Source organism: Klebsiella sp. 7-CIP_Kleb. (assembly GCF_050378655.1).
GTDB lineage: Bacteria > Pseudomonadota > Gammaproteobacteria > Enterobacterales > Enterobacteriaceae > Klebsiella > Klebsiella quasipneumoniae.
Window position 1 is genome coordinate 15,670 of the sequence record NZ_JBNRLJ010000002.1, and the last position, 12,265, is coordinate 27,934.

The 12,265-nt window shown below is 58.5% G+C and carries 13 protein-coding genes; 7 read left to right on the top strand and 6 right to left on the bottom strand.

Going from position 1 to position 12,265, the window contains the following annotated elements; translation table 11 throughout:
* Positions 1-240 carry a DUF4060 family protein gene (locus ACQUTI_RS07660; protein WP_022631172.1) on the top strand — a complete coding sequence of 80 codons (240 nt, stop codon included), beginning with the start codon at positions 1-3 and terminating at the stop codon, positions 238-240.
* A gap of 220 nt (positions 241-460) precedes the next feature.
* On the opposite strand, the gene ACQUTI_RS07665 is transcribed toward ACQUTI_RS07660, so the two are convergent.
* Positions 461-1,678, bottom strand: coding sequence for a tyrosine-type recombinase/integrase (locus tag ACQUTI_RS07665; protein ID WP_162821816.1), 1,218 nt, complete (start codon positions 1,676-1,678; stop codon positions 461-463).
* 146 nt (positions 1,679-1,824) lie between these two features.
* Here ACQUTI_RS07665 and sapC point away from each other — a divergent pair, with 146 nt between their 5' ends.
* Genes sapC through sapF form a run of 3 tightly spaced genes read left to right on the top strand, consistent with a single transcriptional unit; the run spans position 1,825 to position 4,518 of the window.
* Positions 1,825-2,715, top strand: coding sequence for a putrescine export ABC transporter permease SapC (gene sapC / locus ACQUTI_RS07670; RefSeq protein ID WP_004215252.1), 891 nt, complete (start codon positions 1,825-1,827; stop codon positions 2,713-2,715).
* Positions 2,715-3,707: a putrescine export ABC transporter ATP-binding protein SapD gene (gene sapD, locus ACQUTI_RS07675; protein WP_004203899.1), complete on the top strand. Its 993-nt coding sequence runs from the start codon at positions 2,715-2,717 to the stop codon at positions 3,705-3,707. The genes sapC and sapD overlap by 1 nt, the downstream gene beginning before the upstream one ends.
* 1 nt (position 3,708) lies before the next feature.
* Positions 3,709-4,518, top strand: coding sequence for a putrescine export ABC transporter ATP-binding protein SapF (gene sapF / locus ACQUTI_RS07680; RefSeq protein WP_004203898.1), 810 nt, complete (start codon positions 3,709-3,711; stop codon positions 4,516-4,518).
* Between the two features lie 29 nt (positions 4,519-4,547).
* On the opposite strand, the gene ACQUTI_RS07685 is transcribed toward sapF, so the two are convergent.
* From ACQUTI_RS07685 to ACQUTI_RS07705, 5 genes are read right to left on the bottom strand one after another with little or no spacing between them, the layout of a single operon-like run.
* Positions 4,548-6,047: an HAL/PAL/TAL family ammonia-lyase gene (locus ACQUTI_RS07685; RefSeq protein WP_023318042.1), complete on the bottom strand. Its 1,500-nt coding sequence runs from the start codon at positions 6,045-6,047 to the stop codon at positions 4,548-4,550.
* The gene (locus tag ACQUTI_RS07690) at positions 6,044-6,838 is read right to left on the bottom strand and encodes an ABC transporter ATP-binding protein (RefSeq protein ID WP_428923235.1); all 795 of its coding nucleotides are present in this window, start codon (positions 6,836-6,838) and stop codon (positions 6,044-6,046) included. The genes ACQUTI_RS07685 and ACQUTI_RS07690 overlap by 4 nt, the downstream gene beginning before the upstream one ends.
* A 1-nt stretch (position 6,839) precedes the next feature.
* On the bottom strand, positions 6,840-7,571 hold the full coding sequence (locus tag ACQUTI_RS07695; RefSeq protein WP_004203893.1) for an ABC transporter permease: 732 nt from the start codon (positions 7,569-7,571) through the stop codon (positions 6,840-6,842).
* 9 nt (positions 7,572-7,580) lie between these two features.
* A complete protein-coding gene (locus ACQUTI_RS07700; RefSeq protein ID WP_004203892.1) occupies positions 7,581-8,300 on the bottom strand; it encodes an ABC transporter permease in 720 nt (239 codons plus the stop codon).
* A gap of 11 nt (positions 8,301-8,311) precedes the next feature.
* Positions 8,312-9,157, bottom strand: coding sequence for a transporter substrate-binding domain-containing protein (locus ACQUTI_RS07705; RefSeq protein WP_004203890.1), 846 nt, complete (start codon positions 9,155-9,157; stop codon positions 8,312-8,314).
* 209 nt (positions 9,158-9,366) lie between these two features.
* On the opposite strand from ACQUTI_RS07705, the gene ACQUTI_RS07710 reads away from it, so the two are divergent.
* The 3 genes from ACQUTI_RS07710 to ACQUTI_RS07720 all read left to right on the top strand — a co-directional run bounded on the left by ACQUTI_RS07710 (position 9,367) and on the right by ACQUTI_RS07720 (position 12,242).
* A complete protein-coding gene (locus tag ACQUTI_RS07710) occupies positions 9,367-9,909 on the top strand; it encodes a HutD/Ves family protein (RefSeq protein WP_064189264.1) in 543 nt (180 codons plus the stop codon).
* Between the two features lie 198 nt (positions 9,910-10,107).
* Positions 10,108-10,896 (top strand): enoyl-ACP reductase FabI, encoded by a 789-nt coding sequence (fabI, locus tag ACQUTI_RS07715; RefSeq protein WP_004203888.1) that lies wholly within the window; start codon positions 10,108-10,110, stop codon positions 10,894-10,896.
* Positions 10,897-11,084: 188 nt separating this feature from the next.
* Positions 11,085-12,242, top strand: a complete 1,158-nt coding sequence (locus tag ACQUTI_RS07720; protein WP_004203887.1) for a CMD domain-containing protein — start codon at positions 11,085-11,087, stop codon at positions 12,240-12,242.
* Positions 12,243-12,265 lie beyond the last annotated feature (23 nt).

Here is a 12,265-nt window from a genome sequence, read left to right on the forward strand (position 1 = left end):
ATGCGATTGATTAACCGAAGCAGACACTCCCCTCTGGGCCGCCAGGCGTGCGATGCGGCACTGGCAAAACACGTTGAGCTTTATGGAGCCTACGGGCGACAGAAAACAAAGAGAACTTATACGGTGGTGGTTCAAGGCTCAAAGATCACTGTAGAAGTTGTTAACAGAAAAAGTAGCTATGTGGCCACAGCCATGAGCTGCGCGCGCCGGCTACACCATCTGCCTGGACAATGTAACTAAGGGGTTTTTATGACTAATACATCTCATATATCAGATGAAATTTTGATAACCGATGACGTTCTGTCCAGATACAAAATATCGCGCAGCACACTTTATTTCTGGAGCACCCCATCCCGGATGCCCTCTTACTTTGCTCAGCCATTCCCGCAGCCTAAAATAAATGGCAGCCCTAAAAGGTGGAGACTTTCAGACTTGTTGGCCTGGGAAGATAACGTGGGGATCAAACCAGAGGCTGACCAACCAGCTTCTCAAGGTGACCCTGCCAAACAGCAAGCCAGTGACGCTGATCATCCAGATAATCATGCAGGTTATAACGTGCCATGACACCTGCCATATGATGGCCAAGCAGTTTTTCCACAACATGTGGCGGCGCACCTAATTCAGAAAGGCGTGTCGCCACTGTTCGCCTGAGGTCATGGAGAGACCAGGGCTTCATGCCTGTTTTAGCTATAATCTGAGCAGAAAACAGAGCGACGTTTGGTTGTAGTGGCGGTCTGTCATCTTCTGGCCCTCTGTAGCGTGACAGTGTCACAACGTGTTTTGAAACTGACGTTTCCTTCTCTGCTAACATCATTCTTACTACTGCCTCGGGAAGTGCCCTTCTGACCGATTTCCCGGTTTTATAATCGCTTGCCGGAATGGTCCACGTTTGCTCATGGAAATCGAACCACTCCCATCTTGCTGTCCTGATCTCCGTACTCCGGCAGCCAGTCATGATGAGAAACTTCATTATCAGCTGTTGTCTGTATTTCAATTCAGGAAGGATGTTCCAAACTGTTTTGATTTCCTCATCACTCAATCTGCGATCTTTTACGGATGCTGTGAGACCTACGTCAGAGCGCCTAAGGCTCTCAATTGGGTTCACATTAATTACCCCTCGATTGGAGCAAAAACGGAACGTACGCTGCATCAGCCCAAGCATCTGACCAGTGACAACTCTTCGCCCCATGCCATCAAAAAGGTTAAGCCAGTGCGCTTTAGTGGTCTGATCAACAATCATGTTCCCCAGCACAGGCGCTATATGGTTATTGAAGTCCCGCCGGTTAACCTTGATTTTCACAAGACCTTCAGGGATGCAGTAATACTTTTCCCAGTAATCGAAAGCCTCTTTAACGGTGAGCGCTTCGACTTTTTTCTGTTTCTCCAGAACTGTTTGCCGTCTCGGATCGAGTCCTTCTGTCAACCAAGCCCTGAACTGCTGTCTACGTTCGCGAGCTTGAGATAAGGAGGTGGTGGGATAATCGCCAATCGTTAGCTGAGCGGCTTTCCCGTTCCATCTGTAGCGGTAAAAGAATGTTATACTGCCGGAAGTAGACAACCGGACATTCAGACCATGAGCGTCCGATATGACCTCGATCTGGTCTCTCTTTTTGCCAAGAGCTTTTCTTAATTTTGTGTCGGTAAGCAATGTGTACACTCCGGAAGATGATATACACATCAGTGTACACATTTTGGTTAAATTGATAACCTTCAAATCAATGCAGAACACACAAAATTAAAGCACTCAATGCTGGCAAGGTGTTGGTATTAGCGGGATTTTTGAAAAGACTTAAAGTATGACTAACAAACTTAAAACGGATTCATATGCCCTACGATAGCGTTTATCTGGAAAAGCGTCCGCCCGGCGCGCTGCGCACCGTATGGCGTAAATTCTATGGCGACACCACGGCGATGATCGGCCTGTACGGCTGCGCGGGGCTGCTGCTGCTCTGCATCTTCGGCGGCTGGTTCGCCCCCTACGGCATCGACCAGCAGTTCCTCGGCTACCAGCTGCTGCCGCCATCGTGGTCGCGCTATGGCGAAGTCTCTTTCTTCCTCGGGACCGATGACCTGGGGCGCGATGTGCTCAGCCGGCTACTGAGCGGCGCGGCGCCGACCGTCGGCGGCGCTTTTGTCGTCACCCTCGGCGCCACGCTGTTTGGCCTGGTGCTGGGCGTCATTGCCGGATCGACCCACGGCCTGCGCTCGGCGGTGATGAACCATATCCTCGATACCCTGCTCTCCATCCCCTCGCTACTGCTGGCCATCATCGTCGTCGCCTTTGCCGGGCCGCACCTCAGCCATGCGATGTTTGCCGTCTGGCTGGCGCTGCTGCCGCGGATGGTGCGTTCCGTCTACAGCATGGTCCACGATGAGCTGGAGAAAGAGTACATCATCGCCGCCCGCCTCGACGGGGCGTCGACGCTGAATATTCTGTTGTTCGCCATTCTGCCCAATATCGCCTCCGGCCTGGTGACCGAGATCACCCGCGCCCTGTCGATGGCTATTCTGGATATCGCCGCGCTGGGCTTTCTTGACCTCGGCGCTCAGCTGCCTTCGCCGGAATGGGGAGCGATGCTGGGCGATGCGCTGGAGCTTATCTATGTTGCGCCGTGGACCGTGATGCTGCCCGGGGCCGCGATTATGCTCAGCGTACTGCTGGTCAACCTGCTGGGCGACGGTATTCGCCGGGCGATCATTGCCGGGGTAGAATAATGCCGTTACTCGATATTCGTCACTTAACCATCGAATTTAAAACCAACGAAGGCTGGGTGAAAGCCGTCGATCGCGTCAGCCTGACCCTGACCGAAGGCGAAATCCGTGGCCTGGTCGGGGAATCCGGCTCCGGAAAGAGCCTGATCGCCAAAGCTATCTGCGGCGTGACAAAGGACAACTGGCGGGTCACGGCCGACCGCATGCGCTTCGACGACATCGACCTGCTGCGGCTGTCGAACCGCGAGCGCCGAAAGCTGATCGGCCACAACGTGTCAATGATATTCCAGGAGCCGCAGTCGTGCCTCGATCCCTCTGAGCGCATCGGCCAGCAGCTGATCCAGAGTATCCCCGGCTGGACCTACAAAGGGCGCTGGTGGCAGCGGCTGGGCTGGCGCAAGCGTCGGGCCATCGAGCTGTTGCACCGCGTCGGAATTAAAGATCACAAAGACGCCATGCGCAGCTTCCCCTATCAGCTGACCGAAGGCGAGTGCCAGAAGGTGATGATTGCCATCGCCCTGGCCAACCAGCCGCGCCTGCTGATCGCCGATGAACCGACCAACGCCATGGAACCAACGACTCAGGCGCAGATTATCCGCCTGCTGACGCGGCTCAACCAGAACAACAACACCACCATTTTGCTGATCAGCCACGACCTGCAGATGCTCAGCAAATGGGCGGATAAAATCAACGTCATGTACTGCGGGCAGACGGTGGAGAGCGGGCCCAGTGAAGAGCTGATCACCCTGCCGCATCACCCCTACACCCAGGCGTTAATCCGCGCTATCCCGGATTTTGGCAGCGCCATGCCGCATAAAAGCCGCCTCAACACCCTGCCGGGGGCGATCCCGCTGCTGGAGCAGCTGCCCATCGGCTGCCGGCTGGGGCCCCGCTGCCCGTACGCCCAGCGCGAGTGTATTGAAACGCCGCGTCTTACCGGGGTGCGCAATCACCTGTACGCCTGTCATTTCCCGCTGAACATGGAGAAAGAGTGAAATGGTCGAAACATTGCTGGAAGTGCGCCAACTCAGTAAGACCTTTCGCTACCGCACCGGCTGGTTTCACCGCCAGACGGTGGAGGCGGTTAAGCCGCTGAGTTTTACCCTGCGCGAACGGCAGACGCTGGCGATTATCGGCGAGAATGGCTCCGGAAAATCCACCCTCGCGAAGATGCTGGCGGGCATGGTGGAGCCCACCAGCGGCGAGGTGCTGATCGACGACCATCCGTTGACCTTCGGGGATTACTCCTACCGCAGCCAGAAAATTCGCATGATCTTTCAGGATCCGTCGACGTCGCTAAACCCGCGCCAGCGCATCTCGCAGATCCTCGATTTTCCGCTGCGGCTGAATACCGATCTCGACGCCGAAGCGCGACAGAAGCAGATCATCGACACCCTGCGCATGGTCGGCCTGCTGCCGGACCACGTCAGCTACTATCCCCATATGCTGGCCCCGGGTCAGAAGCAGCGTCTTGGCCTCGCCCGGGCGCTGATCCTGCGCCCGAAGGTCATCGTCTGCGATGAGGCGCTGGCCTCGCTGGATATGTCGATGCGCTCCCAGCTCATCAACCTGATGCTGGAGCTGCAGGAGAAACAGGGCATCTCCTACATCTATGTCACCCAGCACCTGGGCATGATGAAGCACATCAGCGATCAGGTGCTGGTGATGCATAACGGGGAAGTGGTTGAGCGCGGCAGCACCGCCGATGTGCTGGCCTCACCGCTGCACGACCTGACCCGACGTCTGATTGCCGGCCATTTCGGTGAGGCTCTCACCGCCGACGCCTGGCGCAAAGACGGCAAATAGCGTCGTCTCATTCACCTCGCCCGCTGACCTCACGCCGGCGCGTGGCCAGCGGTTCGCTTAAGGATGGCCACCGCGCTGGCAATGTCCGGCGCCAGCCAACGATCGTCCTCCCAGCCAGGCACGCTTTCGCGCAGCAGGTCTCGCGCCCGGCGCGTGCCCGCGGCCAGCTTCTGCGGCTCGTGAAAATCGAGCCCCTGGGCAGCGAGTAAATATTCGATGCCGAGGATCTGATAGAGGTTGCCCAGCAGGCGCTGCAGTTTCAGCGCAGCGCTGGTGCCCAGACTTAAATGATCCTCCTGCAACGCCGAGGTAACAAAATTATCCAGCACCGCCGGCTGCGCCAGCTGCTTGTTTTCCGCGCACAACGACGCGGCGACGTACTGGGCAATCATCATCCCTGAATTCACGCCCGGTCGGGCGACCAGGAACGCCGGCAGCCCGCTCACCAGAGGATTCACCAGCCGGTCAAGGCGTCGTTCAGCGATAGCGCCCAGCTCTGCCATGGCAATGGCCAGCAAATCGCAGGCCATTGCCACTGATTCGCCGTGCGGATGCGCCTGGGAGACCACCCGCCACTGCTCAACGGTCCCCAGGATCAGCGGATTATCGGTACAGGCGTTGAGTTCGATATTTATCTGCGTCTGCGCGTGGCTAAACTGATCGCGGCAGGCGCCATGCACCTGAGGCATCGAGCGAAGGCTTAGCGCATCCTGGGTGCGAAGTCCTTGACTTTCGGCCAGCAGAGGGCTGTCCGCCAGCAGCTCACGCAGCCGCTGGCCGCTGGTCTGGATACCGGGGCTGGCTTTCAGCGCCAGGATCTCGGCATCGAATGCCACAAGCTGGCCGCGCAGCGCTTCAAAGCTCATCGCGCCGGTTACATCGGCCCAGTCCATTAAGCGCTCGGCGTCGTCTAACGCCAGACAGGCCAGACCGGTCATGCACGGCGTACCGTTGACCAGACTCAGCCCCTCTTTCGCTCCCGGCGCGATGGGCTGCAGATTCAGCTGCGACAGGACCTCTGCCGCAGGCCACGTTCGCCCCTGCCACAGCACATCGCCAACCCCCATCAGGGCCAGGCCAATATGCGCCATATGCGTTAAATAGCCAACTGACCCCTGGGAGGGCACCTGAGGGGTGACGCCATGCTGCAAAAACGCCAACAGTTGCTGCACTATCCCGGCGGAGATCCCGGATTTACCGTGGCTGAAATTGGCCACCGCGGCGCACATAATTGCCCGGGTTGGGGCGACCTCCAGCAACGGTCCCACCCCGCAGGCATGGCTGAGCAACGTATTGCGCGACAGCTGGTGCAGCTGCGCTTCCGGCAACGTAATATTGCACAGCGCCCCCAGCCCGGTATTGATCCCATAGGCTACCTGGCCGGCTTTAACGATATGCTGGACGATCGCCCGTCCTTGCGCGATACGCGCCCAGGCGCTGTCGCTGAGGCTCAAGGTCGCCTCACCCCGGGCGACGCAAGCCACCTCCTGCCAGCGTATCGGCGCATCGCCCCACTGGATCATTTTCATACGACCTGTCCTGGCTGTTGATGGCTGGAGATAAATTGCTTAAAGCGCGCGGATCCCTGGCTGCCAAACAGCGCCTCAGGCGCGCCGTCGCAGTCAATCGTCCCCTGGTGCATAAAGACCACCCGGTTGGAGACATGGCGGGCGAATCCCAGCTCGTGGGTGACCACCAGCATCGTCCGTCCCTCCTCCGCCAGGCTGCGCATCACCTTTAGCACCTCGCCGACCAGTTCAGGATCCAGCGCTGAGGTGGGTTCATCAAAGAGCATGACGTCCGGCTCCATCGCCAGCGCGCGGGCTATCGCCACGCGCTGCTGCTGGCCGCCGGAGAGCTGCGCCGGATAAAAATCCTTTCGGTTCAACATCCCCACCCGCTCCAGCAGCTGCTCGGCCTGTTCAATGCAGGTCCGTTTATCGCGTTTGAGCACATAATGCGGCCCCTCAATGACATTCTGCAGGACCGTCATATGCGACCACAGGTTAAAACTTTGGAAGAGCATCCCCAGCCGCGAGCGCAGGCGCTCTATCTGCCGGGGATTCGCCGCCAGCCGATGCCCGCGAGCGTGGTGTTTCATTTCAATCGTCTCCCCGCCGACGCTGACCACTCCGGCATCGGGCGTTTCCAGCAGGTTAATGCAGCGCAGCAGCGTACTTTTACCGGAGCCGCTGGCGCCAAGGATCGAAATAACATCGCCCTGCTGCGCCTGGATGGTGATCCCCTTCAGGACATCCAGGGAGCCAAAGGACTTATGAATATCGCTGACCGATAAGGTCACCGGACGTGAATCGAGCATCTTACTCTCCTTTGGTTATCGGCTTGAGCGACACGGTCGCCGGATTTGGCCTGGTATGCGGGGTTAAACGCCGTTCAAGCAGGGCGTATAATTGCACAATGATGAAATTGAGCAGCAGGTAGATGGCCGCCGCGCAGAGAAATACCTCCATCGTCCGGTAGGTACGCTGAATAATCTGTTGGGCCACCCCCGTGACGTCCCAGACGGTCACCAGGCTTGCCAGCGCCGTCGACTTGACCAACAAAATGGCCTCCGTGGAGTAGGCTGGTAGCGCATAGCGCAGCATCACCGGGGCAATGATCCGCCGCAGCAGCAGCCAGCGCGACATACCGCAAGCCTGGCCGGCTTCAATCTGACCCGGCGGTATCGCCAGCAACCCGCCGCGCAGAATTTCCGCGGTATAGGCCGCCGTACAGAGCGCCAGCGCCAGAACGGCGCAGATGAAGGGTTCGCGCAGCAGCGGCCACAGGAAACTGTGGCGGATCACCCCAAACTGACCCAGCCCGTAATAAATGAGAAACAACTGGATCAGCAATGGCGAGCCGCGAAAGATCAGGATATAGCCTTTGGCGAAGCCGCTTGCCAGCGGCCAGCGGCTCATTCGCAGCGCCAGAACGCCAAGGGCCAGCACGCCGCCAAGCATAAAAGAGCAGATAAAGAGCCCCAGCGTCACCGGCAGCGCCGCGCCGAGCTTCAACAACGTCTCACCGAGGAAGGCAAAATCGATAATCATACGGGCTCCTTACGCCTGCGCGGCGCTGCGACGCAGCCAGGCGCGGTTCAGATGGCTCTCCGCCCGGGTAAACGCGCGGTTAGAGAGCAGCGTCAGGATCAAATAGCAACCGCCGCCGATGAGATAGAACAGGAAATAATCGCGGGTAGAGCCAGCGGCAATCTGGCTGGCGCGCATCAGTTCAACCATCCCGGTCACTGATACCAGCGCCGAATCTTTGAGGCTCATCTGCCAGACGTTGGACAACCCCGGCAGCGAATAACGGACAATCTGCGGCAGCAGGATGCGCTGCAGGATCCGCCAGCGCGGCATGCCAATGGCGGTAGCTGCCTCCACTTCACCGGGCATCAACGCCAGGCGAGCAGCACGGTAGACTTCCGCCTGATACGAGGAGGAGATCAAACCAATCGCCAGGGCGCCAATCAGAAATGGCGGCACCTCAATAAAGCCGTCTGCGCCAAACAGGCGACCCAGCCATGAAATCATCCCTGAGCCGCCAAAATAGAACAGATAGATCACCAGTAATTCAGGGATACCGCGGAATACCACCGACCAGGCGGCGCCGAACCAGCGCGCTGGCGCGTGCCGGGACAATTTTGCGGCGGCGATGACGCCGCCCACGCCCGCACCGACGGCCAGCGCTGCAAGCGACAGCAGCAACGTGGTCAGCGTTGCGCTGAGGATCAGCGTCCCCCACCCGTTTTCACCCAAACTCAGAAGATTTAACATGGTTGCCTCGCTCAGGGAGTCACGTCGCTTTTAAACCATTTCTCACTCAGTTTTTTTACCGTCCCATCGGCCAGCGCCGCCTGAATGGCGCTATCCAGTTTCGCTTTGAGATCGGTATCGGTAAGGCGCACACCCATCGCCTCACCGCCTCCCCAGATTGGGCCGCTCATCAGCGGACCGCTCAATGCCAGATTGCTATTCTCCGGACGCGACAGGGTGGTGTTGGCAAAGGTAATATCATCAAACACCGCATCGATGCGCTCAGCCTGCAGGTCGAGGATCGCATCCGCTGAGTTGTTATATTCCCGGACGTCAGCGATATCCTTGAAATACTTATCAATAAACGGGGTGTAGACGGTGCCGGAAGCGATGCCGATGGTTTTCCCTTTCAACGCCGCGCGCAGAGGCGCAATCGCCGCCTGAATCTCTTTCTCATCATCATGAAGTTTGACCGCCGGGGACGGCGGTAGCAGCGACCCTTTTACCGCAATGAAAGAGGCCGGCGTGGCAGCGTATGCCTGGGTAAACGCCACTACCTTCGAACGCTCTGGGGTGACGACGATAGCATCCATGATCACGTCATATTTTCCGGCGTTAAGTCCGGCAATCATGCCATCCCAGTTCTGCACCACCAGTTTGCATTCGATCTGCATTCGCTGGCATAAATTCGCCATTAGCTCGGGCTCGAAGCCGCTGAGTTTCCCTCCGGGAAGCGTCAGATTCCAGGGCTCATAGCCGCCTTCCGTAGCGATGGTGATCGATTTCCACTCTTTAGCGTATGTTGAGCCACCAGACAGCAGTAGCCCCGAAAACAGGGTGACCAGGCAGGCCTGGCGGAAAGTAATACGCTGTTGCATTTTCATTCTCCCGATCGCGTTTTGTCATGATGGCTCTGGTCACGGCGATAAGATAATTCGCAGATGACTGCTCATGTATATACAAGCATTGACAAACCCGCACACGCGCTCAATGATGGATTTGTGAGCCCTGTTGTAAATAATTTGTAAGCACATTGAGACAAGCGTGTAACAAATACTATCCACTCCAGATTTCCGCCGAGCAAACTATGATCACGTATTTTGATTACGCTACTTTACCCGTCACGCCGTGGAAGAACGGTGCCGGCGCCACGCGCGAAATTATCGCCGTTCCTTCCGTAGATGCCCCTTTTCTCTGGCGCGCGAGCATTGCCACCCTGCAGGCCGATGGCCCTTTCTCCCCCTTCCCCGGGGTCGACCGGACGATCGTCTTGCTGGCGGGGCGACCGCTACGGCTGCGCGGGGAGGAGATCGACCATCCGCTGGCGCTCTGGCAGCCGTGGGCATTCCCCGGCGAATGGGAGCTGTCCAGCGTCGGGATCGTTGAGCCTGGACTGGACTTCAATGTCATGACCCAGCGGGGTCGAGCCTCAGCGAAGGTTGAAGTGGTGAGCGACCGGCAGCGAGCGGCCACCGAAGGCGTCGCTTATGTGCTGCAGGGGGAGTGGGATCTGGCCGGGCGGCGCTGCGCCGCCGGCAGCGGTCTCTGCTGGCGCGGCAACGCCCCGGGCGAGCTGCGGCCTCTCGGTGCCGATAGGCGCCTCCTGCTGGCAACGATTGCGCTCAAATAATCAGCTGAGAAAAGGGTATACTTGAGCCATCACGATCGGCTTTTGCCCCGCGCGGCGCGGGCCGGCTGAAAAATATCGTGACACAAGGGGTCGTCAGTGGGATATAATTCCTGGCTAAATTTGAGTTATTTTGAAATAACAATGTTAACGTTATGATTGTTAAAGTAAAAATAAGCAATAACGATAAGGATTAAAGCTATGGGTTTTCTTTCCGGTAAGCGCATTTTGATCACTGGCGTCGCCAGCAAACTGTCCATCGCCTACGGTATTGCGCAGGCAATGCACCGCGAAGGCGCGGAACTGGCATTCACCTATCAGAATGAAAAACTGAAAGGTCGCGTTGAAGAGTTTGCTGCCGCGCTGGGTTCTGACATTGTGCTGCCGTGCGACGTTGCTGAAGACGAGAGCATCACCGCGCTGTTCACCGAGCTGGAAAAAGTCTGGCCAAAATTCGATGGTTTCGTCCACTCTATCGGTTATGCCCCGGCTGACCAGTTAGACGGCGACTACGTCAACGCGGTCACCCGCGAAGGTTTCAAAATCGCGCACGACATCAGCGCCTACAGCTTCGTGGCGATGGCCAAAGCCTGCCGCACAATGCTGAACCCGGGCTCTGCTCTGCTGACGCTCTCCTACCTGGGCGCCGAGCGCGCGATCCCGAACTACAACGTCATGGGTCTGGCGAAAGCCTCTCTGGAAGCTAACGTGCGCTATATGGCGAACGCGATGGGTCCGGAAGGCGTTCGCGTCAACGCTATCTCCGCCGGTCCGATCCGTACCCTGGCCGCGTCCGGTATCAAAGATTTCCGTAAAATGCTGGCGCACTGCGAAGCGGTCACCCCGATCCGTCGCACCGTCACCATTGAAGACGTGGGTAACAGCGCAGCCTTCCTGTGCTCCAACCTGTCTGCGGGTATCTCCGGTGAAGTCGTTCACGTTGATGGCGGGTTCAGCATCGCCGCCATGAACGAGCTGGAACTGAAATAAGTTCCTTACCCTCCTCGCCCCGGTGAGGAGGGCTTTCCCTTCCCAGGCCTTGTGCCCCCCCTGTTATTCCAATCGGCTATTTGTTAGCACGTATCAATATTTTCTCCTGCTTCCGGGTTACGCCAGGATAGTTCTGCATAAACGATCCGCGGAACGGCGGTTCGCCACATACCGAACAAGGAAAGCCCATGGAGCCACGCCGCGTGAATGGCAAAAACCACTGGTATCACGAAACCCAGTCAACAATCTGCCCGGTGGATGTCCTGCCGCTCGTCCCTGAAGCCGCCCATGTTGAAGACCGCTTTTTGCTGGACCTGACGCTGCCGGACGCCTGGCTACACGCCCACGCAGGCTGGCTACGCCCCGCGCGCCAGCTGGCCGAGCGGCTGTTTCCCGACCAGGTGGCGGTGAGCCGCCTGCAAACCTTTACCGCCTACGATCGCCTGAGCACTGCGCTCACCGTCGCCCAGGTCTACGGCGTCCAGCGGCTGTGTAACCACTATGCCGCCCGCCTGGCGCCCCTGCCGGGGCCCGACTCTTCGCGCGAGAGCAACCGTCGTCTGGCGCAGATCACCCAATACGCTCGTCAGCTCGCCGGTTCACCCTCCGTCATTAACGCCCTTTCCCGCAGCCAGCTGGACGAAGTGGGCCTGACCAGTCGGGATATTATCCTGATCAACCAGATTATCGGTTTCGTCGGCTTCCAGGCGCGGGCGATTGCCGTGCTGCAGGCGGCCCAGGGCTTCCCGGTGCGCTGGATCCCCGGTATGCCGCAGCAAGAGGAGGCGCCCGCCGACCTGTTCGTCAACCCACCAGGAGAGTGGGTAACCGACATTGAGGATCCCGATCTGCAGTATGCCGATGACGAGCGCCAGCGGCGTATCGCCAGCTGGCAGTCACTGCCCGGCCTGGGCCCGCTGGCTCCGTTGCTGGCCTGCGACCCGCAGCTGATGGCGCCTCTGGAGACGCTGTTACGCCAGCTCAGCGGCAACGGTACCTTTGGCCCGCAGGTCGCCTTACTCACCGCGCGCACCAATGGCAGCGCCACCTGTTTTGACGCCTGGCTCTCCCACTGGCACGGTGAAGAAGCGTTCGGCAGCCATTTGCGCGAGGGCGATCAGGCTCTCCATCGCTGGCTTGGGCAGCATCCGCGGTCGCGCGCGCTCGTTACCGCGGTACAGTTGTTAACCCGCTCCCCGGACCGGTTTAGCGCCGCCCAGTTAACACCCCTCGGCGAATATGGACTCTCAGCGGAACAGGCGATCGATCTGTTAACCTGGAGCGGACTATGCGGCTGGATGAATCGTCTGAAAATCGCCCTCGGCTATGTGCGTCAGCAGACGTAAATTGCTGAAACAGCGCTTGCTGC

Coding starts and splice junctions, on each gene's coding strand:
- ACQUTI_RS07720 (WP_004203887.1), top strand. CDS start 11,085: ATGGAGCCACGCCGCGTGAATGGCAAAAACCACTGGTATCACGAAACC.
- fabI (WP_004203888.1), top strand. CDS start 10,108: ATGGGTTTTCTTTCCGGTAAGCGCATTTTGATCACTGGCGTCGCCAGC.
- ACQUTI_RS07710 (WP_064189264.1), top strand. CDS start 9,367: ATGATCACGTATTTTGATTACGCTACTTTACCCGTCACGCCGTGGAAG.
- ACQUTI_RS07690 (WP_428923235.1), bottom strand. CDS start 6,838: ATGCTCGATTCACGTCCGGTGACCTTATCGGTCAGCGATATTCATAAG.
- ACQUTI_RS07665 (WP_162821816.1), bottom strand. CDS start 1,678: ATGTGTATATCATCTTCCGGAGTGTACACATTGCTTACCGACACAAAA.
- sapF (WP_004203898.1), top strand. CDS start 3,709: ATGGTCGAAACATTGCTGGAAGTGCGCCAACTCAGTAAGACCTTTCGC.
- ACQUTI_RS07700 (WP_004203892.1), bottom strand. CDS start 8,300: ATGTTAAATCTTCTGAGTTTGGGTGAAAACGGGTGGGGGACGCTGATC.
- sapD (WP_004203899.1), top strand. CDS start 2,715: ATGCCGTTACTCGATATTCGTCACTTAACCATCGAATTTAAAACCAAC.
- ACQUTI_RS07660 (WP_022631172.1), top strand. CDS start 1: ATGCGATTGATTAACCGAAGCAGACACTCCCCTCTGGGCCGCCAGGCG.
- ACQUTI_RS07685 (WP_023318042.1), bottom strand. CDS start 6,047: ATGAAAATGATCCAGTGGGGCGATGCGCCGATACGCTGGCAGGAGGTG.
- ACQUTI_RS07695 (WP_004203893.1), bottom strand. CDS start 7,571: ATGATTATCGATTTTGCCTTCCTCGGTGAGACGTTGTTGAAGCTCGGC.
- ACQUTI_RS07705 (WP_004203890.1), bottom strand. CDS start 9,157: ATGCAACAGCGTATTACTTTCCGCCAGGCCTGCCTGGTCACCCTGTTT.
- sapC (WP_004215252.1), top strand. CDS start 1,825: ATGCCCTACGATAGCGTTTATCTGGAAAAGCGTCCGCCCGGCGCGCTG.